The following is a 25,773-nucleotide window of genomic DNA, read 5'->3' as shown; positions in this document are numbered from 1 at the left end:
CAGACTACCCATCCGAAAGCCACGACAATCAAATTCCCGACTCCCTAATGACGTGAGACACCATGCCATCCATTACCATGCGGGCAGCCATACTGCCCCTTTTGCTGGCCGTCGCCTGCGGCGCGGCCCAGGCGCAAATCGGCAAGCGCTTCCCCTCTGAACGCAAGGTCGTCAAAGACCCGGTTACCGGCACCATGCTGACGTTCCTGACCAGCAAACCGCATGGCGATTCAAAAATCTATCCCACCCATCCGCAATGGACGGCCGACGGCAAATGGGTGGTGTTCCGCTCCAAACTGGCCGGGGGCGAAGCGCTGGCGGTCAACGAAGAAACCGGCGACATCGTGCAAGTCACGGAAGGCGGCTATACCGGCATGCTGAACCTGGCGCGCAAGGCCAATAAACTGTACTTCATGCGCAAGGATGGGGAAGCCAAACGCCAGCAAATCGTGGAAGTGGACCTGGACACGCTGTTCGCGGACAGCGAAGCCGGCAGGCTCAAAGAGGCCGCCGCGTACCAGCGCGTCACCGGCATTACCCCGGCCGCCATCGAGGCGGGAGGCGACATGGCGCTCGACGCGGATGAGCAATGGGTGTATTTCCGCACCGGCCGCGACGAGGCGGCGCGCCACATGGCGCCCGGCGCGAAGATCGAACCGGCGTTCGGCCCCCGCAACATGGGCGCCGGCCCGGCCGGTATCGCGCGCATGCACCTGAAAACCGGCGAGATCCGCCACGTGATTTCCGTGCCATTTCAGGTGGGCCACATCCAGGCCAACCTGTGGCAGCCGGGAGAAATCGTGTTTTGCTGGGAAACCGGCGGCAAGTCGCCGCAGCGCACCTGGACCGTGCAGGCCGACGGCACGGGATTGCGCCCGCTGTATCCGGAAGCGCCCTATGAATGGGTCACGCACGAAGCGGTGATCTCGAAGGATGAAGTGGCGATGGCAATTCTTGGCCACCGCCCGATTCCCGGTGGCGCCGCCAGTGTCGACGCGCCCGCCACCGCGGTGGAAGGCGCGAATCCGGGCCAGGACGCGGCTTGGGGCAATGCGGGAACCCGCGAAAAGCCCACCGGACTTGCCATCGTCAACCTGCGCACCCGCCAGGTCGACATTGCCGGACAGATCCCGGCCGGCAGCGGTTTCTGGCACGTGCATGGCTCCAGCGACGGGCGCTGGGCCGTGGGCGACGATTTTTCCCGCAACCTGTACCTGATCGACCGCCGCACGCGGGAAATGATCTTGCTGACCACCGGCCACAAAACCACCGCGGCCGATCACCCGCACCCCACCTTCAACGCGGACGGCACCAAAATCGAGATCCAGTCCGCAATGCTGTCCGAAGATGGCCGCACGATGAACATCGCCATCGTTCCCGTGCCGGATGCATGGCTGAAACGGCGCTGAGCCTCATCGGCGCGTCCCGGCCGACGAGGCGGGCATCCGCGCCAGGGGCATTGCCGGCGACCGCGCCGGCAACCGCGCTGGTTTCACCCGCGCGGCCGGTCCTACTCGAGGCGCTCCAGCTGGACGTTGCGCAACTCGTACGGCGCGCCTTCCAGCTGGAAGCCGATCCGCCCCTGGTCCGGCTTGCCGTGGCTGACCCGGTTTTGCGGCACGCCATTGATCGACACTTCCACCACGCCGTCGCGGCTGACGATATCCGCGCTGTTCCATTCGCCGGCAGGCAGTTCGCTGTCGGGCGCCGTATGGGCCTTGATCACAGGCTGCGCACCGGGTGCGCTGGTGGGCGGTTCGGCAAAAGCGTAGCTGGACATCGGCAGCACATCGCCGGTGCTGCCATGCTTGGTCTGTACTTGCAGGCTCACCGGCCACACCCGGTCCATCGGTCCCGGCGAGATGTGCAGCAGGATGCCGCCATTGCCGGGCTTGGCCGGCCAGCGCCATTCCACGTGCAAGCGGTAATTGCGGTAGCTGGCGGTTGTGGCAAGAAAGCCCGATGGCTGTCCGGACGACGCGATCACGCCGCCGGCCAGCACGGTGAATGCCCCCTCGGGCGGCATATCCTTGCCGGCCAACAGGTCCCAGCCCTGAAAGTCACGGCCGTTGAACAATGCTTCGGCCTGCCCCGCCGCCGCCGTCCCCAAACCCGCCCCGGCCAGCAGCACCGCCGCCAATACCTCCGCCAATACAGCCTGTTTGCCTGATTTCCTGTAACCTGCCATTGTCTGCCCTTATGAAAAAACGCCTGGTTTCCTTACTACTTGCCGCCTCGATGATTCCTGTAACCGCCGCTGCCGGCACGGCCGAACCGCTGTGGCCCGACGGTGTGCCCAACGCCAAACCCTGGCTGGGCCCCGAACAATTGCAAGATGGCCGCATTGCCAATGTGTCCATTCCCACCCTGACCATGGTGGCGCCGCCGCCCGGCAAGGCCAACGGCACGTCCGCCATTATCTGTCCTGGCGGCGGATATGTGCGTCTCTCTGCGGAACGGGAAGGCTTGCGCTATGCGGAATGGCTGGCCAGCCTGGGCATCACCAGCTTTGTATTGAAATACCGCCTGGCTGAATTCGGCCACCCGGCGCCATTGCAGGATGTGTTGCGCGCCGTACGGCTGCTGCGCTCGAAAGCACCCGCGCTGGGACTGGACCCGCAGCGGATCGGCGTGGTCGGCAGTTCGGCCGGCGGCCACGTGGCAGCCAGCGCCGGCACGCTGTTCGACCATCCCGACGGCCGCACCGGCACCGAACCGGACGCCAGGCTCGACGCCATCAGCGCCCGCCCGGACTTCATGATCCTGCTGTACCCGGTCATCACCATGCAGGGTCCGGCAGTCCATGCGGGATCGCGCAAGGCGCTGCTGGGCGCGCATCCGGCGCCGGAACTGGTCCAGCGCATGTCGCTGGAAACCCAGGTCACCAGCGCCACGCCGCCCACGCTGCTGTTCCATACCCAGGGCGACGCCGCCGTCCCGGTGGACAACAGCATCGGCTTTTACCAGGCGCTCACGCGCGCCAGGGTCCCGGCGGAATTGCACGTGTTCGAGCAGGGAGGCCATGGCGTCGGCATGACCGAGGGGCTGGGCACCACATCGGCCTGGCCCAAGCGCGCCGAGGAATGGCTGCGCATGCGCGGCCTGCTGGGCAAGTAGCGGCACGGCGGCCGGTCACGCGAAGTGGAATACCGGCTTCAACGGCCACTGGCACGGCCGGTTGCCCGGCTCCACTTCCATCAGTGGCGCCATGTAATCCCACCAGCGCTGCATCACCGGATGGCCGGGCAACTCATCGATGCGGTGGTCCGCCTTCAGCTTCAGCACCCCGAACAGGTGCAAGGTGTCCGGGTCCAGGAAAATCGCATAATCGTAAATGCCCGCTTCGCGCAGCGCCTGCGCCAGTTCCGGCCACAGTTCGTCATGGCGGCGTTCATACTCCGCTTCATGGCCGGGTTTGAGTTTCATGCGAAACGCACGCACCAGGTCTGGACGATGTTCACTCATCTGTTCACTCATTTCAATGCCACCTTCCGGCCTTCGGCCATGATTTTCAATTCCGCCGCCGCCAGCAGGAAGCCGCCCACGCCATAGTTAAAACTCGACGCGGGACGGTAAAACGCCGGTTCCGCCCCGGTCTGCTGGATGCCGCCCAGGCGGCCGTCCGCATACACGTGTTTCAACAGTCCGGCCCATGCTTTTTCAATCACGGGCCGGTACGTTTTTTCGTCCAGGTAGCCACGGTTCACGCCATAGGCCATGCCATACACGAACAGCGCGGATCCGGACGTTTCCGGCAGCGGATAGGTGCCCGGATCGAGCAGGCCCGCGTGCCACAAGCCTTGCGGATTTTGCAGCGAGGCGATCTTTGCCGACATTTCCCGCAATTGCCGGAGGTAGAAAGGGCGGCGCGGGTCGTCCGTGGGGATGTAATCGATGGTGCGGGCCAGCCCGCCCAGCACCCAGCCTTCGCCGCGCGCCCAAAAAATCTTCTTGCCGTTGGGCTCCGCCTTGCCGATATAGCTGGTATCGCGCGCATACAGATGCTCGTCCTTGTCGTACAGCAGATCGGACGTGACGCGCCATTGCTCGTGCACATAATCGAGGTACTTGCGCTCGCCGGTGGCCTGGTACATTTTCGCCCATACCGGCGGCGCCATGAACAGCGCATCGCACCACCACCATGGCGCCCGGGTATCCTGCGGGTTCAGTGTTTTCAGTCCAATCAACTGGTCCAGGTGCGCCTTGACCGGCAACAGCTTGTCGGGCGACGGGTCCAGCGCATACAGTTCCAGGTAGGTCTGCGCCACGCTGATGTCATCCGCGTTTGGGTAAGGACCCTTCAAATCCCAATGAAAGCCTTTGCTCATGGCCAGCATGGCGTTGCGGTATTTCACATCGCCGGTGGCTTCGCTGGCGGCCATGAACCCTGTAAACAGCACAGCGGAGGTCCAGATGCGGTCGATATGCCGCTGCGTGCGGGCCAGCTGCCAGTCCGCCACCTTGCGCAGCGCGCGGTCGATCGCGGCCGGCTGCAGCGCCGGCGACAGGTCCAAGGCCATCGGACCGCCATCGGCCGGGGCATCGCCGAAGTGGCGGCTGGTGTCCTTGTCGACAATGGCCTGCATGGCCGGTGTCGGCAGCGGGTAGGCGTTCGACGCGTAGGGAGGCTGCCATGCGGACGGCGCCGATAACGGCGCGCCGGCGCATCCGGCCAGATTGGCAACCGCGGCCACGGCGGCCAGCATGGCGATCATCGGGCCCTGTCGTTGGAACTTCATGTCTTGTCCTGCTCCTCAAAACTTTTCTTCAGTGGATCGGCTTTCGGCGGCGCGGGGCGCACCCGCACCGCGTCGGCGGGCAACCCCTGCACAGCGGCCGCATCTTCGATGCCCACCGGCTGTTCCAGCACCAGCTTCACATCGTGAAAACGCCAGTCTTGCGCATCGTGGATGTACCCGCCCTGCCTGGCCTGGATATCGAGCCCGCTGAAACTGAAACGTACCAGCGGCGCTTCCTTGTAGGCATCCACTTCGAACGCCGTGGTGGCGCCGGTGGCGCGGATATTCCAGATTTTCACATCCTTGAAGCGCGCCATGCCCTTGTCGCGCGGCACCGGGGTGGCCAGCACTTTCCAGACCGGCGGCACGTCTTTGACGTCGGCCGGGATTTGCGCGTAGCTGTAGCTCGGGTTCCAGTTCATCGTCACACGCATCACCACCGGGATGCCGGTCATCGTGATGTCGTGGATGCGCAGGTTTTCGCCAAAGCCACCCCGGGTATGGGCCGACTTGAACAGGATACCGACCGGCACATTGCCTATGACCTTCAGGTTATAGGCTTCGATATTGCGGAATCCGCCCGCGGTCTCGGAGCCGAACGTGATGCCGGCCGCCGCGTCGCGGATCACGGAATCGCGGATCACCACGTCTTCCGTGGGACGCGCCACCCGCTGCCCATCGGAATCGCGTCCGGCCTTCAGGCACAGCGCATCGTCATTGACGGCGATATCGGCGCGCTGCACCAGCACCCGCTTCGACGAATCGATGTCGATGCCGTCCGTGGACGGCCCGCGCCCGCCTTCGTTATTGCGGATCGTGACATCTTCCACCGTCACATCCTCGGAATAGCAGATATGCACGGTCCAGAATCCCGCGCGGCGCAACAGCAGGCCGCCGCCGATCTTCGCGTGCGAGGACTTGAACACCTGCACCAGCCGCGGGCGTTGCGCATCGTAGTCGGAAGCCCAGCGCAAGCCGCGCGGCTCATAGGCTTTACGCAAGGTCCAGTAACTGTCCCAGAACACCTTGCCGTCGCCGTCGATGGTGCCTTCGCCTTCGACCGCCGCATGCTTCTCGCCGGTGATATTGACCAGCGCCGCCGGCCAGCGCATTTCGATGCCCGCGATGCGCGTCGGCATCACCGGGTAGTCGGCGATATTCTGCGAACCCAGCAAGGTTGCACCCTTCGCGATGATCAGGGTCACGCCGCTTTTCACAAACACGGACCCGGACAGGTAGGTGCCGCCGGACAGCACCACGCGGTTACCCTCCCCGGCCCGTGCGGCCGCATCGATGGCGGACTGGATGGCTTTCGTGTCCATCGTGACGCCATCGGCCTTTGCGCCAAAGGCGGCCGGGTTAAAGTCCTTCGCGAAGGCGCCGCCAGTTGTGCAAGCGAGCACCAGCAGCAACGCCAGCGATGCCAGCCATACCGGCAATTGCGCCGCGCCTGTCCCGCGCACTTGAGTATTCAGATGGTTCCTCATTCCCTGTTCTCCGTCACCAGTTGCACCGGTCCGAGCATGCCGGACGGTTTCGGTGCGATCAATTGGATATCTTGCGGCACGAAGCGCTGGCCATAGCGGGCCCACAACAGCCGGTAATCAGGCCGTTCCTGTCCCGCCAGCCCGTTCAGCGCCAGGTTGGCCACTTGCACTTCGATCCGGTTGCGGCCCGGCCGCAGCAGCGCCGTCACATCGACCTTGTAAGGCGGGCACCAGGCGGAACCCGCGCGCTTGCCGTTGACGTAGACCACCGCCGCTTCGCGCACCGGTCCTTCCAGCATGGCGCGCATTCCGGCTGGCACTTTCGCCGTGGTCGCCAAAGGCGTGCCCTGGCCAAAGTCCAGCGCGATGCGCTTACCGGCCAAGGCGGCGCCGTCGAGTTCCACGTCGCGGCTGTAGACGCCGATGCCCGAGTAATAACGGGTAGTGTCATCGTCGGTCCAGGAACGCAGCGCATCGACCGGTTTTGCCGGCTGTTTCAGGCCGGGGAACGCCAGTTGCCAGCCGCTGTCGAGCCGTGCCAGCACAGCGGATTCACCGGCGCGCACGGGCTGCCACACCGCGGGCAGCGGCCGGTCGGACACCACCAGCACCCGCGACTCGTAAGGCGCCAGTTCCAGCGCCAGTTCCTGGCCATCGGCCACAGCGATGGCCGTGGCCTTGCCGTCATGCGGATTGACCCACGCGGCATGACCCCGTTGCTTGCCAATGGCCGCCGAGGTGCGCACCGGGCGGTTACCCGTGTTGGCAATAAAATAAAGATCGGCGTCGTCGAGCTGGCGGCGGATAAAGCCGACATCGCCGTTTTGTCCGCGCACCAGCAAGTCAGGACGCGCGGCACGCGACAGTGCCGCGCCCACTGCGGCATCGTCCGCCACCACTTGCACGGTGGCGGCAGCCGCCAGCGCCTTCGACGCGGCACGAACCTGTTCGCCAATGGCCGCCGCATCGCGGAATCCCGGCGCGGCGGACGGCAGCGAACCCACCGCGATCACTTTGCCGCCACGCTGCGCATAAGCCTGGACTTTTGCGATGACTTCCGGCGCCAGCCGCGTCACGTGCGGCAATACCAGCACAGGTTGCGCAATGCCCTGCGCCAGCACCGCTTCGGCATCGGTGTAATCAAGGTTATGGCCGGCATCGAGGATTTGAGCGGTGAGTTCCGGCGTCACGTGATGGTGCATTTCCGCCGACAGCGACACCTTGCCCGGATTCAATGTGGCATAGACGTCGTCGTTGGGCAGCAGCACCGCCACCGTATTGGCGGGCCGGCCCTGGCGCAACAGGTAACTCATGCGCTGTAAGTACCCGTTCACATCCGCCATCACGTTCCACCAGGGCTGGTGGTCATTAAACACGGCGGCGGCGTAAAACGCATTGCCGGGTTCCTGCGCGCCGGGCGGCGTGTAGGGCCAGCCATGGCCGATGAACTGGTTGACACCCTGCAGCAGCATGCGGTCCGCCTCGGCCTTCATGTCCAGCGGCGTGGCGTTGAATGCGGGTGAATTCAGCCAGGTCCAGGTTTCGGCGGAAATCACGTTGCGGCCAAACAGGTGGCCGCCGGACGTCGCCAGCCGGGTAAACGAAAATGTACGGTGCTGCGGGCCTTCGCCTTCCGGCAAATCCACCAGCCGGGTACTCGACAGCGATACCGCCGGTTCACCATAGGTCTGGGAACGGAAGCGCGTACCGTGCGCGCGCGCCCAGGCGTTGATCGGGGTGAGAAAACGTTCGTTGACCAGTTCCGTCTGCGTCAGCGCCCAGTCGCGACGCAATGCCGGGGCATCGGGGCCCTGGCCACTATAAACTTGTGGCAAGTACGGTTTTAAATCATAGCCACGGCGGCGGCGGAATTCCGTGAGGAAGTCGCCGGTCCAGTCGGTGCCATACACTTCCAGGCTGTCGGAAAACACGGCCGTTGGCGGCTGCTTACCAAACGCCTGCACTTGCGGCGCGGCCACCGTGTCGAGGTGGCGCTGGACCGCGTTGGCATCCATATGGTCCAGCACAAAGCCTTCCGCGCCCAATGCCGGGCGCTTGACTTGCTGGCCGGTGCGGCTGGCGATGTAAAACACGGCAACGCGCTCGTGCGCGGCGGGCGTGACAACGGCCCGTCCCGCGATCGGCGCCGGCTGGTTGTCCGCCAGCGTGAGTTTTGCCGGATCATGTTCCTTGACCGACCCGTCACCGATAAACGTGGCCACCAGTACCTCGCCGCTCATCACGGAAGGCAGCATATACGACGCCGCGCCCGGCGCCACCGTGCTCATTGCGATCCGCATGCGGCTGGCCGCATGCCGCGCATCAATGTGCGGGCCGCCGTAAGGCCAGCCGGAACCGAGGGTCAGGTCCACGCGCAAGCCAAGTTCGCGCCCTTTGTCATTGGCGAATGTCAGCGAACGCAGGAATTCAGGAGAGAGATACGGCACATTGCGGATGCCGCGCGCCGGATCGTCGAGTTCCATCGGATATACCGGCTGGATTTCAAAGCCGCCATAGCCGCCCGCCTTCATGGCGCGCATTTCGCGTTCCAGCTGGCTGTTGACCACGGCCGGCCCGAACCACCACCAGCGCACCATGGCGCGCGCGCTGTCCGGCGGCGCGGCCAGGTGCGCCGCGACCTCGGCCATGCGCATCGTCGCGGCATCGCCAATGCTGGCCGTGGGCCGTGGCGCCGCTGCCGACGCAGCGCCGGCAGCGGCGGCAAGCGATACGCCCGACACCAGCAATGCGGCGCAGGCCGCCGCTATTGCCTGCAACCGCGATGGGCGGCCAAACCCAGCCTTGCCACCTGCGGCAGACCGGCTTGACGGACCGCCTGCGGCGCGAACCTCCACGCCGGATGGCGCAGCAGCATCCGGCATGGCCAGCCTGGATCCGATGCACAAACCAGCGCCATGCGCCGCCCCGGCGGAAACGGGCGCACCCGTTCCGCACACATTGCGTATGCAATCCATCGGGTGCCGCGCCGTTTAAACGATGCCGCTGCTGGACGCGCCTGCCTTGGCGGGACGCTGTTCGGCCGCGTGCGCGCGGTAGCCGGAAGCGCGGTAGCACGCGACCGGATCGGCCGCGCCGCCGGCGCGCACGCGCGCCATGGCCAGGATCGCCGACACGTCGGTGCGGAACGCGTGCTTCAGGGTTTGCGCCGCCTGCAGCACGTCATTGCCGTCCTGGTGTTGCTTGAGCGCCGCGCGGTCCACCAGCGCCGCCTGCACGAAGGCGCGTTGCACTTCCACCGCGCTGCTCATCAGGCTTTCAATCGGATCCGTCACATTGTGCGACTGGTCCAGCATGTTGGCGGTCTGGAAGCCCGCGCCGGCGCGCGATGCCGCGTCGGCCAGTTCGTTGAACACCAGGAACAGCTGGAACGGGTTGATGGAACCGGAATCGAGGTCATCGTCGCCATACTTGCTGTCATTGAAGTGGAAGCCGCCCAGCTTGCCGAATTGCGCCAGGCGGGCCACGATCATTTCAATGTTGGTGTTCGGCGCATGGTGGCCCAGGTCCACCAGGCACTTGGCTTTCGGGCCCAGTTCCTGTGCGCAGGCGAAGCTGGTGCCCCAGTCGGCGATGGTGGTGGCGTAGAACGCGGGTTCAAACAGCTTGTGTTCGATCAGCACGTTCCAGTCGTCCGGCAGCGCGCTGTAGATGCCGCGCATGCTGTCGAGGTAACGTTCCAGCGCGCCGCGCAAGTTGGTCTGGCCGGGGAAGTTGGCGCCATCGCCGACCCAGACCGTCAGGGCCTTGGAACCCAGCGCGCGGCCCAATTCGATGCATTCCACGTTGTGCGCCACGGCCTGTTCACGCGCGCCGGCGCTGATGTTGGTCAGGCTGCCGTATTTATAAGACTGTTCCTGGCCCACCTGGTCCTGGAAGGTGTTGGAATTCACCGCATCGAAGCCCAGGCCATGGGCGGCGGCGTGTTCGCGCAGCGCGGCCGGGTCATCGGTCTTATCCCACGGGAAGTGCAGCGACACGGTCGGCGTGGCGCGCGTCAACTGGTGAATCACGCCGCAATCATCGATTTTTTCAAACACGTTGCGCGGCTCGCCCTTGCCCGGGAATCGCGCGAAACGGGTGCCGCCGGTGCCGACACCCCAGCTCGGGAGCGCTACCGCGAAGGTTTGCGCCTGGGCCGTGATGGCTTCGATATCGATGCCGCGGCGTTCCAGCATGCCGCCCAGCGCGGCGTAGTCCGCTTCCAGATTGGCTTCGCGTTGCGCGTTATGTTCGGCCACCTGGCCAGCTGCGATCTTGCTTGCTTCAGTCATTCCTGTCTCCATTGCGTTGTTTCGCAAAAGTGCGCGGCAGGACGCCCGCGCCCCGCCGCTTATTATTGGTGAGTTTAGCGGGTGAATGCCGCCGCGTTACCCGCATCCACGTTCAGCACATTGCCGGTGCTCTTGCCGGCCTTGTCGCTGGACAGGAAATACACCGCTTCCGCGATGTCTTCCGGCAGCACCGAGCGTTTCAGCATGCTGCGCTGGCGGTAAAATTCTTCGATATCGTCGGCGCCGATCTTGTTCGACGCGGCGCGTTCTTCCTTCCACTTGCCGTCCCAGATGCGGGAACCCTTGATGACCGCGTCCGGATTGACCACGTTGACGCGGATGCCCAGCGGCGCGCCTTCCAGTGCAATGCAGCGCGCCAGGTGGATTTCCGCCGCCTTGGCGGTGCAGTAAGCCGATGCGCCGCCGGACGCCACCAGGCCGTTTTTCGACGCCACGAACACCATCGAGCCGCCCAGTTTCTGCGTCTTCATCATGCGGAACGCGGCGCGCGACACCAGGAAGTAACCGGTGACCAGGATTTCCTGGTTGCGGTTCCAGATTTCCAGCGTGGTGTCTTCCAGCGGCGCGGACGAGGCGATGCCCGCATTCGACACCAGCAGGTCGACGCCGCCAAAGCGCAGCGCGGCCTCGGACAACACACCCTCGACGGCGGATTCGCTGGTGATGTTGCCAACGATGGTGGCCACGTTATCCCTGCCGGCGACTTTGCCCAGCGTGGCATGGGCCTCCGCCAGCGCTTCGGCATCGATATCGGTCAGCAGGACGCAAGCGCCTTCCTGCAGCATCTGGCGCGCCACGGCCTGGCCGATGCCGCCGGCGCCGCCGGTCACCAGCGCGATGCGGCCGGCCAGCGACTTCGGTTTCGGCATGCGCTGCAGCTTCGCTTCTTCCAGCAGCCAGTATTCGATGTCGAACGCTTCCTGTTCCGGCAAGCCGACGTACTGGTCGACGCCGTTCGCGCCGCGCATCACGTTGATGGCGTTGACATAGAATTCGCCGGCGATGCGGGCGGTGGCTTTATCCTTGGCAAACGACAGCATGCCGACACCCGGGATCAGGTAAATGATCGGGTTGGCGTCGCGGATCGACGGGCTGTTGGAACGCTTGCAGCGCTCGTAGTAGGCGGCGTAGTCGGCGCGGTAGGCTTCCAGGCCCGCGTCCAGGCTCGCAGTAAGCGAAGCAACTGCGGCTTCGAAATCCGGATTGGCCGGGTCGAACGCCACCACGTAGGGACGGATCTTGGTGCGCAGGAAGTGGTCGGGGCAGGACGTGCCCAGCGCGGCCAGCGGCGCCAGGTCGCGGGCGCAGACGAATTCCAGCACGGCGGCGCTGTCGTCGAAGTGGCCCAGCTTGAATTCCTGCTGGCTGATCTTGCCGCGCAACAGCGGCATCAGTTGCGCGGCCAGCGCGGCGCGCGCTTCCGGCGCCAGCGGCTGCACGGCCTGGCCGCCGAACACCGGCTGCTTGATGTTGGCCGCCAGCCATTCCTCGGCGCGCTTGATGATGGCAACCGTGGTTTCATAGCACGACTTGGCGGTATCGCCCCAGGTGAACAGGCCGTGGCCTTCGAGGATGATGCCTTTCAGGTTCGGCTGCGATTGCGACAGCGCTTCCAGCTTCAAGCCCAGGTCGTAGCCGGGACGCTGCCATGGCAGCCAGCCCAGTTCACCCTCGAAAATCTTTTGCGTGAGTTCCTTGCTGTTTTTGCAAGCAGCGATGGCGATGCACGAATCCGGGTGCATGTGATCAACGTGGCGGCGGGCGATGTAGGCGTGCAGCGGCGTGTCGATCGACGCGGCGCGCGGATTCAGGTTGAACGTGCAATGCGGCAGGTAGCCCACCATTTCATCTTCATGTTCCAGGCCACGGTAACGGCCCTTCAGCGCCTGCAGCTTGTCCATGTACAGCGTGGAAAAGCCATCCATCTTGATGCTGCCCAGGTCACCGCCCGAGCCTTTCACCCACAGCACTTCCGATTGCTGGCCGGTGAGCGGATCGGTCATGGTGACCTTGGCCGAGGTGTTGCCGCCGCCGAAATTGGTGATGCGCAGGTCTGAACCGAGCAGGTTGGAACGGTACAGCAGCAGTTCCGGCTCGCTCATGCTGGCGGCCACGCTGTCATTCCACTGCGAAGTGATCGGTTCTTGCTGCTTCGGGTCATTCATTGCTGTTCTCCGTCGTTGGTTTGTGCTTGCGGTAAGTGCCTGTTCGGCATACGGAGCCAGTAGAAACCGGGCGGCCATGGGGTGTCAACGCACTACCGATCAACATGGTGAGCAAGTTTGGAATAATCATGATGATGAGCGAATTGCGCGATTTCGTGGGCGGCTGGCCTGAAATAATCAACCGGTTGATTATTCCCTGATTGACGCTCACGGGCAGAGTGATTAGTCTTTCCGGTAACAACAGCGATCACCCAGCTCCCGCGCCTCCAAACCAGGCGCCGGGAAAATTGGAGTAGGTACAACAAAAGGAGACGAAGATGGTCAATCACAAACGCCGTAAACGTTTGCTGAAGCTGCTCGCCGAACATGAAACGGCCACCGTGCCGCAACTGGTCGACTGGCTCAATGCATCCCCCGCCACCGTACGGCGCGACATCAGCTGGCTGGCCATGCGCAACCTGCTGACCCGCACCCGTGGCGGCGCCGCCAACCTGCCGCAGAAAAAGCGCAGTTTCCCCCTGACGAGCGAATCGTTCCAGAATAATATCCGGGCCCACGCGGAAAGCAAGCGCGCCATTGCCCGCCACGCCGCCGGCATGTGCCGCGAAGGCGAAACCATCATCATCAATGGCGGCACGACCACTTTCATGATGGCTGAATTCCTGGTCGACCAGCACCTGAAAATCCTCACCAATTCCTTCCTGATGGCCGAGCGCCTGCTGGTCACCAGTGAAAATGAAATCATCGTTCCCGGTGGCAAGGTCTACCGTGAGCAAAATGTCATCCTCAGCCCGTTCGACAACGACATCACCCAGCACCATTACGCCGCCAAGATGTTCATGAGCGTCTACGGGCTGTCGTTACTGGGCCTGATGGAAGCCGACCCGCTGCTGATCCAGGCGGAAAAGCGCCTGATCAGCCAGGCGGAGGAATTGATCGTGCTGGCCGACAGTTCCAAGTTTGCCAAGAAGGCCGGTCTGATCCTGTGCGGCTTGAACCGTGTTTCAACGGTGATCACCGATACCTATGCATCGGATTCCGCCGTGCAGCTGCTGGAACAGTCGGGCGTCAAGGTGGTGGCCGTGGAGCCGGAACAATTGCCGCCACAGGCGGCCGCCTCCCCTTTTCCTAATATGTACGACCTTGCCCCACCCGCCATGTTCCAGACGGAGACTGCACATTGAACCAGCACGCACACCACACCATGACCACCACCCGCCGCACCGCCCTGAAAGCCATCGCCGCCGGGGCCATCGCCACCGGTTTGCTGATGACCACCGGTTGCAGCAAGCCACCTGAAAAGGTCCGCATCGCGATGGTGGTGAAAAACCTCGGCAATGGCTTCTTCGACGCGGCCCACACCGGCGCCAGGGAAGCGGCCGCCCAGCTCAAGGACGTGGAAATCATTTATACCGGTCCCACCACCCCCTCGGCCGAAGGCCAGATTGAAATCATCAATTCATTGATCAGCCAAAAGGTCAGCGCCATCGTGATCTCCGCCAATGATCCGAATGCGCTGGTGCCGATTGCAAAGAAGGCCATGCAGCGCGGGATCAAGGTGGTGTCGTTTGACAGCGGGCTGGCCCCGGAGGGCCGCTTGATGCAGCTGAATCCATCGAATGCGTTGCTGATCGGCCAGAAACAGCTGCAAATGGCGTCCGACGCGATTGGCGGCGCCGGCGAGATCGCGATCCTGTCCGCGTCCGCGCAGGCCACCAACCAGAATATCTGGATCAATGTGATGAAGGATGAACTGGCCAAACCGGCGTTTTCGAAACTCAAACTGGTGGCCACCGTGTATGGCGACGACCAGTCGGACAAGAGTTACCGCGAAGCGATCGGCCTGTTGCGCAGCAATCCGAACCTGAAAGCCATCATCGCCCCGACCACGGTCGGCATCAACGCCGCCAGCAAGGCGGTGGTCGATGAAAAGCTGGTGGGCAAAGTGTTCGTGACCGGTTTGGGACTGCCATCGGAAATGGCGGGCCATGTGAAGAGCGGCGCGGTGCGGGAATTCGCGATCTGGAATCCGATCGACCTCGGTTACGCGGCAACCTACGCGGCGTACCAGTTCGTCAAGGGCGCGCCGGAAGCCAAGGCCGGCGGCGCCCTCAATGTCGGGCGCATGGGCACCATCGCCATCGACGCCAGCGGCGAGGCCGCGATGGCCGCGCCATTCGTCTACAACAAAGAGAACGTCGAGCAGTTCTCGAAGATTTTCTGACAGGACGCCGTATGCAAGTCAATAACGCAGGCGCCCCCTTGAACGCGGCGCCCGTGCTGGAAATGCGCGGCATATGCAAGCGCTTTGCCGGTATCGTCGCGCTCAACGAGGTAGCGCTCACAGTGCGCGCCGGTGAAGTCATGGCGCTGCTGGGGGAAAACGGCGCGGGTAAATCCACGCTGGTGAAAACCCTGACTGGCATTTACCAGCCGGACGGCGGCAGCATCTTGCTGGACGGCCGCCAGGTCGCGTTTCACGGACCGCAGCAAGCCATGCTGGAAGGCATTACGGCGGTGCACCAGGAAACCGTGATGTTCGATGAATTGACGGTGGCGGAAAACATCTTTGTCGGCCGCCAGCCCTGCACGGGCAAAGCCGGCCGGATCGACTGGAAACGCATCGAGGATGAAGCGGAAAAGCTGTTCGCGCGGCTGGAAGTGGCGATCCCCGTGCGCGCCCGGGTGCGCGATTTGTCCGTGGCGCAGCGCCATTTCGTGGAAATCGCCCGCGCCCTGTCGCAGGATGCGAAAGTCGTGATCCTCGATGAGCCGACGGCGTCGCTGTCGCAGCGGGAAATCGTGGAACTGTACCGCATCATCGGCCAGTTGAAGGCGGCCGGCACCGCGATCATTTTCATTTCCCACAAGTTCGATGAAATTTTCACCGTGGCCGACCGCTACACGGTGCTGCGCGATGGCCAGTTCGTTGCCGATGGCGCCATGGATCAGATCACGGAGCCGCAACTGGTCGCCCTGATGGTGGGCCGCGCGGTGCACCAGGCTTACCCGAAGGCCGACGTGGCGCCGGGTGGCACCTTGCTCGAAGTCGAGGGCTTTTCCCATCCGACCGAGTTCGACAGCGTCAGTTTCAGCCTGCGCAAGGGTGAAATCCTTGGCTTTTACGGGCTGGTGGGCGCGGGCCGCTCGGAAGTCATGCAGGCGCTGTTTGGCCTGACGCCGAACGTGCGCGGTAGCGTGAAGATCGACGGTGCCCCGGTGCGCATCACGTGCCCGGATGATGCGGTCAGACACGGGATTGCCTATGTGCCGGAAGACCGCCAGCATCATGGCGCGCACCTGTCCCTGCCGATCCTGCACAACATGACCTTGCCGGTGCTGAACCGCCTGGGATTTTTCCTGCGCCGCAAACGGCCGCAGGAAACCACGCTGGCGCGCCATTTCGCGGAACAGCTGGAACTGAAGGCGCATCACCTGATGCAAAACGTGTCGGAACTGTCCGGCGGCAACCAGCAAAAAGTCGTGCTGGGCAAATGGCTGGCCACCAACCCCAGGGTCATCATCCTCGATGAACCCACCAAGGGCATCGACATCGGCTCGAAAGCCGCCGTGCACCGGTTTATCAGCCGGCTGGTGGAACAAGGCTTATCGGTGATCCTGGTGTCGTCGGAACTGCCGGAAGTACTGGGACTGGCCGACCGCGTGATGGTGATGCATCACGGCCGCATGGTGCGTGAATTCTCCCGGCGGGAAGCCACGCCGGAAAGCGTGGTGGCGGCGGCCTCCGGGATCGCCGAAGCAAAGGAAGCAGCATAATGAAAATACTTTTGAAGCAGCGCGAAACCATCCTGGCGTTGATGGTGGTGGCGCTGATCCTGCTGGTGGGCATGCGCGCGCCGGTGTTCGTCTCGCCCGCCAGCCTGGGCAACGTGCTGACCGACAGCACCCTGCTGATCATGCTGGCGCTGGCGCAAATGCTGGTGATCGTCACGCGCGGGATTGATTTGTCGGTGGCGTCGACCTTGGCGCTGAGCGGCATGGTGGCCGCCATGCTGGCGGCGGCCAATCCGGACTTGCCGCTGGTGGTGGTGATGCTGGCCGCCACCGTGACGGGCCTGCTGCTGGGGCTCGTCAACGGCGCCCTGATCGGTTACCTGGATTTGCCGCCGATCGTCGTCACCCTGGGCACGATGAGCGTGTACCGTGGCCTGGTGTTCGTGCTGTCGGGCGGCGCCTGGGTCAATTCGCACCAGATGCCGGCCAATTTCATCGCCTTCCCGCTCGACACCCTGCTGGGCGCCACGCACCTGGTGTGGATTGCCGCGCTGGCGGTGCTGGCTTGCTGGTATGGCGCCCGCCACACGCGCTTTGGCCGCGACCTGTTCGCGATCGGCAATGCGCCCGCGTCGGCGCGCTACGTCGGCATTCCCATTGCACAGCGCCTGTTCTGGACTTATGGCATTTCTGGCATGGTGGCCGGGCTCGCCGGCTACCTGTGGGTGGCGCGTTATGCGGTGGCCTACACGGAAATCGCCTATGGCTTTGAATTCACCGTGATTGCCGCCTGCGTGATTGGCGGCATCAGCATCGCCGGCGGCGCCGGCACAGTGGCCGGCGCCGTCCTGGGTTCGCTGTTCCTGGGCGTGATCGGCAATGCACTGCCCGTGGTCAAGGTGTCGCCGTTCTGGCAAAGCGCGCTGACCGGGCTCGTGATCCTCGCCGCCGTGCTGATCAATGCACGCGGCAATAAACAAGGCGGACGCCAGATCCTGCCGCTGCACCAGATTCAATCCGGGAGCCACGTTTAAATGAATGCACCACTTTCCGCCGCCCCGACCGCCGCAGTCATCCCGGCGCCGGCCGACGCGGCCAATCACACGTCCCGTTACACCGTGCTGGACCGGGCGCCGGCCACGCTGAAAACCTTGCTGGCGCGGCGCGAAGCCTTGCTGGTCTTACTGTTGGTGCTGGTTTTCGCCGTCAATGGCGCGCTGTTGCCGGCATTCCTCGATCCGTACAACCTGATGGACGGCACCTTCAACTTCAGTGAAAAGGCGCTGATCGCACTGCCGATGGCGCTGTTGATTATTTGCCGCGAAATCGACATCTCGGTGTCCGGCATCCTGGCGCTGGCCTCGGTCGCCATGGGGCTGGCGATGAACGCGGGCTGGCCGCCGGAAAGCCTGCTGCTGGTCGGCATCGCCACCGGCGCCGCTTGCGGCTTCCTCAATGGCTACCTGGTCACCGTGCACGCGCTGCCGTCGATTGTCGTCACGATTGGCGCGGTGTCCCTGTATCGCGGACTGGCCAGCGTGGTGCTCGGCGACAAGGCGTTTACAGGGTACCCGCAAGTCATGATGGACTGGGGCCAGGGTTATTTCCTTGACGTGATTCCCCGCGAATTCGTGGTGCTGCTGGTGATGGCCGCCGCGTTTGCCTTTGTGCTGCATGGCACCACATGGGGGCGCAGGATGTACGCGATCGGCAACAACCCGGAAGCGGCGCGTTTTTCCGGGATCGCCGTGGACCGCTACCGGTTGGCGCTGTTCGTCCTGACGGGCGCCATGGCGGGCTTGGCGGCGTGGCTGTTGACCGGCCGGATTGGCAGCACCCGGCCGAACATCGCCATGGGCTGGGAACTGGAAGCCATCACCATGGTGATACTGGGTGGCGTCGGCATTGCCGGCGGCACCGGCACCATTGGCGGTGTCATGCTGTCGGTGCTGACCCTGGGCGCGCTGACGTACGGGCTGTCGCTGGCCAATGTGCCGGGGATTTACATGACGATCGTGGTGGGATTGCTGTTGCTGGCGACGATCGCGGTGCCGCGCCTGCTGGCCGGCAGGAAGGTGGCGAAATGACGGCACTGAAGGCAAGCAGGGAAGCCACCGCGATCCTCGATATCGGCAAGACCAATGTCAAGCTGGTGCTGCTCGATGCCGACGGCGGGGTGATCGGCGAGGCGCGCCGCGCCAATACCATCCTCACCGATGGCCCGTATCCGCACCACGACACGGAAGGCATCCGGGGCTGGCTGCTGGCGGCCCTGCGCGGGTTTTCATCGCAGGCGCACATCACCGCGATTGTCCCCGTCACGCACGGCGCCACGGCGGCGCTGGTCGACGACAAGGGGCTGGTGCTGCCTGTGCCGGATTATGAATACACGCTGCCGGGCGGCGGCGGGCATTATGACGCGGTGCGGCCGACGTTTGCCACGACCTTGTCGCCCGCCCTGCCGGCAGGCCTGAACCTCGGCCGCCAGTTGCACTGGCTGGCCACCGCGTATCCGGCCGAATTTGCGCGGGCGCGGCATATATTGATGTACCCGCAATACTGGGCCTGGCTGTTGTCAGGCGTGGCCGCGACCGAAGTCACGTCGCTGGGCTGCCATACGGATTTATGGCAGCCGGGCCGCCGCCAGTATTCCGCGCTGGTGGAAAAGATGGGCTGGACCGGCCGGTTTCCGGCCATGCGGCACGCGTGGGACATTCTCGGCACGATCAAGCCCGCGCTGGCGCGCCAGACGGGGGTGCCGGAAGATTGCGTGATCGTGTGCGGGATCCATGACAGCAATGCGTCGCTGCTGCGGCATTTGCCGCTGGCTGGCAGCGGCATCGACACGGGACCGTGCACGGTGCTGTCCACCGGCACCTGGGTCATTGCCGCGGCGCTGGACCAGCCGCTGGACGGCTTGCGGGAAGCGGCGGACATGCTGGCCAACGTCAACGCGCTGGGCGATCCGGTGGCGTGCATGCGGTTCATGGGCGGCAGGGAGTTTGGCGAACTGGCGGGCGACGCGCCGGAAACCTGTACGCTGGACGACATCGCGCAACTGCTCGAACAAGGCACGCTGGCCGTGCCGGCCTTTGCCGCCGGTGGCCCGTTCGCCGCGCATGCGGGCGCCATCACCGACCCGGCCCCGCAATCGGCACGCGAGCGCTATGCGCTGGCAACCTTGTACAGCGTCATGATGAGCGACTACTGCCTGGAATTGCTGGGCGTCGGCGCCGGCCCGGTGATCGTGGAAGGCAGCTTCACCGGCAATCCCCACTTCGCCCCGCTGCTGGCCGCATTGCGTCCCGGCCAGGAAGTCCAGGTGTCAGCCGACACCAGCGGCACCACGTGCGGCGGCTGGATGCTGCGCCACTGGGGCCGCGCTCCCGGCGGCCACAATACCACCGCCGCGCCAGCCGATCTCCCCGCCCTCCACCCCTACCGCACCCGCTGGCGCCTCGCCCTGCCCCCTCCTGTGGGGTCAGCCCCTGTGGGGTCAGGCGTGCATTGATGCAGTTTTCCCGTGGGGTCAGGCGTGCGTTCGTGCATTCGCATCCTGGTCGCCCCGGCAAGCGCGCGAGGTCCGGTCACTGGATCTCCCGCGTTGCATCCACAATCCAGCCAGCGCGTTACGGCGGGTGCGGCAAACTCTCCCGGGTTTTACCCGGCAATAGCAGGGTCGGGCGCGAATATCGCACGCGCGAATGCACGAATGCACGCCTGACCCCACGCAGGTTGTGCATCAATGCACGCCTGCCCCCATTGTCGCTGGAGGGAGCAATTCGATGGGGACGGGTTTGTCGCGGTTCACGTGGAGTTTGCCGGCGTCTTCGAACAGTTCCGTTACCTGGATCGCGCTGCGGCGCTGTTCCGGGCCGTCCTTGTCCTTCTCCGGGCCGCGGCGGTCCGGGTGGGTGAAGTAGAACAGGTAGGCCCTGCCGCCGCTGATCACCACATCCGCATGGCCGCCCTGCACCTGGTCATCGAGGCCGGAACCTCCGCCCTGCAGCAAATTGCCGTCCTGCCGCTTCCACGCCAGCAAATCGTCGGAGCGGTACACCCCCAGGCCTTGCCACACGTCCGTGATCATCCACCACACGCCCTTCCACTGGAAGACCTTCGGTCCCTCGCCCGCCTGGTCGCCCACGGCGCGGCCCTTGTCGGTCCAGGTCTTCAAATCGGGGCTGTCGGCGTACCAGATCGCCTTGCGGTCGACTTCATTGTTGTACCACATGCGCCATCCGCCGCCGGGCAGCTTGACCACGCTGGCGTCGATGACGTTTTGCGAACCCAGTTTCATTTCCTCCGGATGGCGCCATGTGCGCATGTCCGTGCTGGTCATGTGCACGATGTGGCGTGGATGTTGCCAGTTGGTGAAGATGCCCGGCACCACCGTCAGGTACATGTGGTACAAGCCGTCGTCACCGCGCACCACGTCCGGCGCCCAATGCGTGGCGTCCTTGCCGCCCATGGCGGGAGGCAGTTCGATGTCCGCTTCGCCCACGTAAGCCCACGACGCGCCGCCGTCGCCGGATTCCGCAATGCCGATGCGCGTGCCGTGCACCCACGCGATCGGCGCCGGATCGTTCACGCGCGCGCGGCGGTTGGTGTAATACATCCACCAGCGGCCCCGCTGCGCATTCCACACCAGCACCGGATCGGCCGCTCCATCCATGCCGGGATCGCGGAACAGCGGCTTGTTGGCGATGTTGCCCGAGGCGTTGCGCGCGGCGTCGGCGACCGGCGCGCCAAAGTCCGGCGTACCGTCGGTGCGCCAGCGGATCGCCTGCGCCCGCGTATGCCGGTCCGCGTTCTTGAGCGGATCCCCGGCGATATCGCGGTAATTGCGCGCGTGGTACACCAAAATGTCCGTCTTCCCGTCCGGCGTGGTGGTAAACGCATTGTGCCCCGGCCCATACTGGCCCGACGTCTCGCTGCTGCGCAACACCGGCTCGGCCGATTTGCGCCACGAGGCGGGATTCAGCAAATCCGCGCCATCATCGGCCGTCAACAACCCGAGGCAATAATTCGCATCCGTGGCTGATGCCGAATACGTGAGGAACACACGGCCATGGCGCACCATGACGGCCGGCCCCTCGTTGACGTCATGCTTGACCTTTTCCCAGGCATATTCCGGCTTCGAGATCAGTACGCCAGGCTGCACGATCGACCACGGCGTGTCCATCTTGGCCAGGTAAATATTGGTGCCATGGTCTTTCGCACCGGGCGCGGTCTGCGTCCATGACAGGTAGCGCTGGCCATTCACGACAAAGGTGGTGGCGTCGAGTGAAAAGCTTTCCCAGCCGGTTTTCAGCTGCCCTTTTTCCACCCACTGCCCCAGCAAGGGATTGGCCGCGCTGTTTTCCAGCACATACAGGCGGATTTCCCACGGCGCATCGGCCCTTCCCGCCGTAAAGTAGATATACCACTTGCCATCGACATGGTGCAGTTCCGGCGCCCAGATATGCGCACCCATCGCTCCGGTGGCATGCTTGCGCCACACCACCTGCGCTTCCGCCGTTCCCAGCCCATTGAGGGTCCGCGCCCGGCGCACTTCGATGCGGTCATATTCCGGCACGGTGGCCGTGTAATAGTAATAACCGTCGCTGTGCAGGGTGACATGCGGGTCGGCGCGCTGGCGCACCAGGGGATTGGCAAAGGATGCGTCGGAGTCCGGTTGCGGCAACGCCGAAGGGGCTGCGCCTTGTTGCAAGGCGCAGCCCCCGAGGGCGCCGGCTGCCAGCAGCATTGCTGCCATGGCTACCGGCCGGATCCGCCGAACTGAATTGTGCAGGCGGTGAAACATAAGTCTCCTTATCTAATTTTTGATGGACACACTGAGGAAATATCGCCGGCCGGACCACGCCAGTTCATTCACACGGAACAGGTCGCCCGCGTCGGTGATCTGGGCCTGGTCCGTCAGGTTCTTGCCTTCCAGCGAGAACGTGATGTATTTGTTGTAGCGCCACTGGATCTTCGCATCCAGGAAGCCATTCTTTTCCATGAACACCGGGTTGCCCGACACGTCGTTGTTCCCCGTGAAGAAGCGGTCGCGGTAGTTGTAGGCGACGCGGGCATTGATAGGGCCCTGGTCATACCACAGCGCCACGTTGTAGCTGTTCTTCGACAGCCCCGGGTACGGCAGCACGGTCCCGTCCAGCACGTTCAGGCGCTCGGTGCCCGGCGCATACTTGAAGGTCATGCGGGTGTAATTGACGTCGCCGCCAAAGCCGCCCAGCCAGCCCGGCAGGAAGGTGAACGCGGTGCGCGCCGTCAATTCGATGCCCTTGGTGGTGGCGCCCTGGCCATTGATCGGCTGGGTCACGTCGAACAGGGTACCGTTCTTGAACAGGTCCACGTTTTTCACGAGCACCTTGTCCATGATGTAGCTGCTGATATCCTTCTTGAACAGGCCCATGCTGACCTGGCTGTCCTGCGACGGATAGTATTCCAGGCTCAAGTCGGTATTGGTGGCGCGGAACGGTTTCAAGTCCGGATTGCCGGCCGCGCAATCGTCGGTGTTATCGCCGCCGAAAGCGGGATTGCCGCTGCCGATGGTGCAGGTGGCGTTTGGCGCCAGCAAATCGATCTTCGGACGGGCCATCACCTTGCCCCAGCCGAGGCGGGCCAGGAACACGTCCGGCACCAGCCACACCATCGCGTTCGCGCTTGGCAGGATATCGGTATAGCGGTTGTCCACCGAGGCGATCGAATTGGTCACGATGTAATCGGTGTAGCCCCCTGTCGCCGACGAGGCGCGGCGCACTTGCAAGCGGTTCAAGCCGGTCGAGATATCGCGGGTGCGGGTATAGCGCGCACCGATATTGCCCTGGATGCCAAAGCCGGCGATTTCCGTGTCCCAGTCGGCGCGGAGGTAACCGGATTGCACGCGTTCATCGACCCCAAACGCCGGCACTTGCGGGTACACCTTGCCGTCGGTGCCGACCGCCTGGTACAGGTTGCCGTAATTGAAGTGCGAGGTGTCGAAGGCCGGCGCGGCCGCAGCGTAATTCGGCGTCATCCAGTTGGCCGGCAGGTTGCTGACCTTGTCGTAGCCGCTGAAGAAGGTACCGGGCGACGTGCCACGGATCTGGTTGATCAGCGCCGCCATGCCGGCCGCGTTGGTGTATTTGGTGGCGAAGTTCGCATTCAGTGCGCTTTGCACGTCCGCCGCGCGCTGGGCCGATCCCGTGAACAGCGGATCGAAAATCAGGGTCTGGTTGGCGTTGGCGGTGGGCACCGTGATGTCGTCCGCCGTGCTGGTCAGGTTGTCGCCATTGCTGGCCAGGTAGCCGCCGCCGTTATATTGCCTGGCGGCCGCCTTGCGGGCCTGGGCGCCAAACCACAGTTTGGTGAAGAAAGGGCTATCGAGACGGTATTTGAAATCCAGCTTGGCCTGGTCTTCGGTGTTCTTCGTGGCCGATGGGCGGTATTGCAACTGCACTTGCACGTAGGACGCGGCATTGTCCGGCGAATAGGCCGCCGGGAAATCGAAGTGCGGCAAACCCTGGCTGTCGAGCGTGACTTTCAGGCCGGGCGCGTTTTGCGTCAGCACGATATTGTTCGACTGGCTCTGGTAGTCGGATTTCGACTTGGCCACCATGCCTTCCACTTCCCAGGCGTCCTTGCGGTAATTGAAGCCGCCCGACGTGTACTGGGATTTCACGTTCAGCGCAAAGTCGCGCGCCGACGTGGAAAACGCGCCCTGCCCGCCGGCTCCGGCCACGTTCAGGCAATTCCCCACCGTGTATTGGGTCACGTAATGGTTGTTGACCACCACGCCGGCCGGCGTCGCCGTGGCGCTGACCGGCGTGCAGGTACCGGCCGTGGAAGGTACGCCGGTGGCCTGGTTATAGACCGGCGCCGTGCCGGCGTTCGACAACCGCGTGGTGGCGCCGAAGTCGGTCCCGAAGTTGCGGTCGTTCAGGCGCTGGTCTTGTGTATTGGCCTGGTAGCTGACATAGGCGCTCAGCGCATTCGAGAATTTATATTGCGCCGTCATTTCGGCGGACGTGCGCTCATGGTCGCGGGTCCAGATACCGTAGCGCGGCGTGCCCGGCGAATAATCATTCCACTGCGCTTCGCACGCGGTCTTTTGCGCGGCCGGCAGCCCGGCGCAGCCAGCCTTGGTGTTAATGCCCGCCAGCGCGGCGTCACGGCTGACCACGGTTTTCTCCGGTGAGAAATCCCAGTCGCGCAAGAAACGCCACGACGTGTTGCGCGCATAATCGTTTTGCGTGTAGACCTTGTCGTAGACAATGTTGGCCATCACACCGAGGCGGCCTTCCAGGAATTTGTCGGCCAGCAGCAGGCTGGCGCGCGGCTGCACGCCGCCACGGCTCGACGCCTGTTCGCCCGAAATCGTGGTGGCGATGGTGGTCTGCTTGAAGTCCAGCGGTTTGCGGGTCTTGATGCTGACAGTGCCGCCGACGCCACCTTCGGTCATGTCGGCAGTGGTCCCCTTGAACACATCGATCGAGGCGATCAGTTCCGAGGCCAGCTCGCGCAATTCCGCGCCGCGCCCCGCCGTACCATTGGTGCTCAGCACCGACATGCCATTGATTTCCACCCGGTTCAAATCCGGCTCAACGCCCCGGATCGCCACTTGCGAACCTTCGCCAAAGTCGCGGGTCAGCTGCACGCCGGTAATGCGCGACAGCGCTTCACCGACGTTTTTATCAGGGAATTGATTGATATCTTCCGCCACCAGCGAATCGGACACGGTGGCGTTGCGGATCTTCCGGTCAATCGCGGACGCCACCGACTTGCGGGTACCGGTCACCGTTACGACCGTATCTTTTTCAATCGGCTTCTCCGCCTGTGCCGCTGGTTTGGCGGCGCCAGTTTCCTGTGCCATGGCCGGGTACATCGCCAGCAGCGCCGCCGCGGCGGCAATCGCGCGCAGTTGGGTGCCGGGACGTGGAACGGGTGCAAAAACGTTACTGCTTTCAATCACATTGCGACTCACGATGCTCTCCTCCGAAGATCGGCCATTGATTGGCCTGTCGTTTGTTTGATCGACTTTCAGATTGCATTCTAGGTGAGCACTGCACGAATTTTGGTCCACTCTTTTAAAGAATCACGAGGATGATCGAATCAATCGGGATCGCGAAAAATGCGAAAAGCCCTGTAACGGCGGGCGCGCTTCCAAACCGCGCCAGAAAAACCGGATGCTGCGCCGCAACACCGGAATAAACGATTTATACCGTTATGGCGGACGGCGGGACAATATCCCGCCCGCCCGGATCAATCAGTCCGATGCGCATATGATGATCATTGCCAGGCTTCCCGGCCAATCAATTAATTTGGTACAGTGATACCGATTCCGGCATCA

The 25,773-nt window shown here is 63.9% G+C and carries 18 protein-coding genes; 9 read left to right on the top strand and 9 right to left on the bottom strand.

Translation table 11 applies throughout. The features are described from left to right. The first annotated feature begins 62 nt into the window (after nt 1–62). Nucleotides 63–1,409: a TolB-like translocation protein gene (locus AC1RRC_RS03010; RefSeq protein WP_493053765.1), complete on the top strand. Its 1,347-nt coding sequence runs from the start codon at nt 63–65 to the stop codon at nt 1,407–1,409. Nucleotides 1,410–1,510: 101 nt separating this feature from the next. Here AC1RRC_RS03010 and AC1RRC_RS03005 read toward each other — a convergent pair whose 3' ends face one another. After that, nucleotides 1,511–2,188, bottom strand: coding sequence for a 3-keto-disaccharide hydrolase (locus AC1RRC_RS03005; protein WP_493053764.1), 678 nt, complete (start codon nt 2,186–2,188; stop codon nt 1,511–1,513). A gap of 50 nt (nt 2,189–2,238) precedes the next feature. Here AC1RRC_RS03005 and AC1RRC_RS03000 point away from each other — a divergent pair, with 50 nt between their 5' ends. Further along, on the top strand, nt 2,239–3,117 hold the full coding sequence (locus AC1RRC_RS03000; RefSeq protein ID WP_493053763.1) for an alpha/beta hydrolase: 879 nt from the start codon (nt 2,239–2,241) through the stop codon (nt 3,115–3,117). A 15-nt stretch (nt 3,118–3,132) separates the two neighbouring features. Here the strand turns inward: AC1RRC_RS03000 and AC1RRC_RS02995 are convergent, their stop codons facing one another. From AC1RRC_RS02995 to AC1RRC_RS02970, 6 genes are all read right to left on the bottom strand, one after another. Then, nucleotides 3,133–3,426: an L-rhamnose mutarotase gene (locus tag AC1RRC_RS02995; protein ID WP_493053762.1), complete on the bottom strand. Its 294-nt coding sequence runs from the start codon at nt 3,424–3,426 to the stop codon at nt 3,133–3,135. Nucleotides 3,427–3,473: 47 nt separating this feature from the next. Continuing rightward, a complete protein-coding gene (locus AC1RRC_RS02990; RefSeq protein WP_493053761.1) occupies nt 3,474–4,739 on the bottom strand; it encodes a glycoside hydrolase family 88/105 protein in 1,266 nt (421 codons plus the stop codon). After that, nucleotides 4,736–6,226 carry a glycoside hydrolase family 28 protein gene (locus tag AC1RRC_RS02985; protein WP_493053760.1) on the bottom strand — a complete coding sequence of 497 codons (1,491 nt, stop codon included), beginning with the start codon at nt 6,224–6,226 and terminating at the stop codon, nt 4,736–4,738. Before AC1RRC_RS02985 ends, AC1RRC_RS02990 begins: the two co-directional genes overlap by 4 nt. Beyond that, nucleotides 6,223–9,003: a glycosyl hydrolase gene (locus AC1RRC_RS02980; RefSeq protein ID WP_493053759.1), complete on the bottom strand. Its 2,781-nt coding sequence runs from the start codon at nt 9,001–9,003 to the stop codon at nt 6,223–6,225. Before AC1RRC_RS02980 ends, AC1RRC_RS02985 begins: the two co-directional genes overlap by 4 nt. Before the next feature lie 213 nt (nt 9,004–9,216). Further along, complete coding sequence (gene rhaI, locus AC1RRC_RS02975; protein ID WP_493053758.1) at nt 9,217–10,518, bottom strand: L-rhamnose catabolism isomerase; 1,302 nt, start codon at nt 10,516–10,518, stop codon at nt 9,217–9,219. 74 nt (nt 10,519–10,592) lie between these two features. Beyond that, nucleotides 10,593–12,704 carry a bifunctional rhamnulose-1-phosphate aldolase/short-chain dehydrogenase gene (locus AC1RRC_RS02970; protein WP_493053757.1) on the bottom strand — a complete coding sequence of 704 codons (2,112 nt, stop codon included), beginning with the start codon at nt 12,702–12,704 and terminating at the stop codon, nt 10,593–10,595. 317 nt (nt 12,705–13,021) lie between these two features. On the opposite strand from AC1RRC_RS02970, the gene AC1RRC_RS02965 reads away from it, so the two are divergent. From AC1RRC_RS02965 to AC1RRC_RS02940, 6 genes are read left to right on the top strand one after another with little or no spacing between them, the layout of a single operon-like run. Continuing rightward, nucleotides 13,022–13,888 (top strand): DeoR/GlpR family DNA-binding transcription regulator, encoded by an 867-nt coding sequence (locus AC1RRC_RS02965; protein ID WP_493053756.1) that lies wholly within the window; start codon nt 13,022–13,024, stop codon nt 13,886–13,888. A 20-nt stretch (nt 13,889–13,908) separates the two neighbouring features. Then, nucleotides 13,909–14,928 (top strand): rhamnose ABC transporter substrate-binding protein, encoded by a 1,020-nt coding sequence (rhaS, locus tag AC1RRC_RS02960; RefSeq protein WP_493053944.1) that lies wholly within the window; start codon nt 13,909–13,911, stop codon nt 14,926–14,928. Between the two features lie 11 nt (nt 14,929–14,939). Then, a complete protein-coding gene (locus AC1RRC_RS02955) occupies nt 14,940–16,481 on the top strand; it encodes a sugar ABC transporter ATP-binding protein (RefSeq protein ID WP_493053755.1) in 1,542 nt (513 codons plus the stop codon). Then, nucleotides 16,481–17,473: an ABC transporter permease gene (locus tag AC1RRC_RS02950; protein ID WP_493053754.1), complete on the top strand. Its 993-nt coding sequence runs from the start codon at nt 16,481–16,483 to the stop codon at nt 17,471–17,473. Before AC1RRC_RS02955 ends, AC1RRC_RS02950 begins: the two co-directional genes overlap by 1 nt. Then, nucleotides 17,474–18,526, top strand: a complete 1,053-nt coding sequence (locus AC1RRC_RS02945) for an ABC transporter permease (protein WP_493053753.1) — start codon at nt 17,474–17,476, stop codon at nt 18,524–18,526. It abuts the gene before it with no gap. After that, nucleotides 18,523–19,950 (top strand): FGGY-family carbohydrate kinase, encoded by a 1,428-nt coding sequence (locus AC1RRC_RS02940; protein ID WP_493053752.1) that lies wholly within the window; start codon nt 18,523–18,525, stop codon nt 19,948–19,950. The genes AC1RRC_RS02945 and AC1RRC_RS02940 overlap by 4 nt, the downstream gene beginning before the upstream one ends. A gap of 231 nt (nt 19,951–20,181) precedes the next feature. Here the strand turns inward: AC1RRC_RS02940 and AC1RRC_RS02935 are convergent, their stop codons facing one another. Both AC1RRC_RS02935 and AC1RRC_RS02930 read right to left on the bottom strand, forming a co-directional pair. Continuing rightward, nucleotides 20,182–22,197 (bottom strand): family 43 glycosylhydrolase, encoded by a 2,016-nt coding sequence (locus AC1RRC_RS02935; protein WP_493053751.1) that lies wholly within the window; start codon nt 22,195–22,197, stop codon nt 20,182–20,184. Between the two features lie 60 nt (nt 22,198–22,257). After that, entirely contained in the window at nt 22,258–25,407 is a 3,150-nt protein-coding gene (locus AC1RRC_RS02930) for a TonB-dependent receptor (protein WP_493053750.1), read from the bottom strand. 202 nt (nt 25,408–25,609) lie between these two features. Here AC1RRC_RS02930 and AC1RRC_RS02925 point away from each other — a divergent pair, with 202 nt between their 5' ends. Next, the gene (locus AC1RRC_RS02925) at nt 25,610–25,756 is read left to right on the top strand and encodes a hypothetical protein (RefSeq protein ID WP_493053749.1); all 147 of its coding nucleotides are present in this window, start codon (nt 25,610–25,612) and stop codon (nt 25,754–25,756) included. Nucleotides 25,757–25,773: the final 17 nt, after the last annotated feature.

This window comes from Pseudoduganella sp. GW821-FHT12E03 (assembly GCF_058807115.1).
The sequence above is the reverse complement of the archived record's forward strand: the minus strand, read 5'-3'. Positions and strand labels throughout refer to the sequence as shown.

Excerpts from the sequence above, each read along its gene's own strand:
- AC1RRC_RS03010 (WP_493053765.1), top strand. The coding sequence starts at position 63 with ATGCCATCCATTACCATGCGGGCAGCCATACTGCCCCTTTTGCTGGCC.
- AC1RRC_RS03005 (WP_493053764.1), bottom strand. The coding sequence starts at position 2,188 with ATGGCAGGTTACAGGAAATCAGGCAAACAGGCTGTATTGGCGGAGGTA.
- AC1RRC_RS03000 (WP_493053763.1), top strand. The coding sequence starts at position 2,239 with ATGATTCCTGTAACCGCCGCTGCCGGCACGGCCGAACCGCTGTGGCCC.
- AC1RRC_RS02995 (WP_493053762.1), bottom strand. The coding sequence starts at position 3,426 with ATGAAACTCAAACCCGGCCATGAAGCGGAGTATGAACGCCGCCATGAC.
- AC1RRC_RS02990 (WP_493053761.1), bottom strand. The coding sequence starts at position 4,739 with ATGAAGTTCCAACGACAGGGCCCGATGATCGCCATGCTGGCCGCCGTG.
- AC1RRC_RS02985 (WP_493053760.1), bottom strand. The coding sequence starts at position 6,226 with ATGAGGAACCATCTGAATACTCAAGTGCGCGGGACAGGCGCGGCGCAA.
- rhaI (WP_493053758.1), bottom strand. The coding sequence starts at position 10,518 with ATGACTGAAGCAAGCAAGATCGCAGCTGGCCAGGTGGCCGAACATAAC.
- AC1RRC_RS02970 (WP_493053757.1), bottom strand. The coding sequence starts at position 12,704 with ATGAATGACCCGAAGCAGCAAGAACCGATCACTTCGCAGTGGAATGAC.
- AC1RRC_RS02965 (WP_493053756.1), top strand. The coding sequence starts at position 13,022 with ATGGTCAATCACAAACGCCGTAAACGTTTGCTGAAGCTGCTCGCCGAA.
- rhaS (WP_493053944.1), top strand. The coding sequence starts at position 13,909 with ATGACCACCACCCGCCGCACCGCCCTGAAAGCCATCGCCGCCGGGGCC.
- AC1RRC_RS02955 (WP_493053755.1), top strand. The coding sequence starts at position 14,940 with ATGCAAGTCAATAACGCAGGCGCCCCCTTGAACGCGGCGCCCGTGCTG.
- AC1RRC_RS02950 (WP_493053754.1), top strand. The coding sequence starts at position 16,481 with ATGAAAATACTTTTGAAGCAGCGCGAAACCATCCTGGCGTTGATGGTG.
- AC1RRC_RS02945 (WP_493053753.1), top strand. The coding sequence starts at position 17,474 with ATGAATGCACCACTTTCCGCCGCCCCGACCGCCGCAGTCATCCCGGCG.
- AC1RRC_RS02940 (WP_493053752.1), top strand. The coding sequence starts at position 18,523 with ATGACGGCACTGAAGGCAAGCAGGGAAGCCACCGCGATCCTCGATATC.
- AC1RRC_RS02935 (WP_493053751.1), bottom strand. The coding sequence starts at position 22,197 with ATGGCAGCAATGCTGCTGGCAGCCGGCGCCCTCGGGGGCTGCGCCTTG.
- AC1RRC_RS02925 (WP_493053749.1), top strand. The coding sequence starts at position 25,610 with ATGCTGCGCCGCAACACCGGAATAAACGATTTATACCGTTATGGCGGA.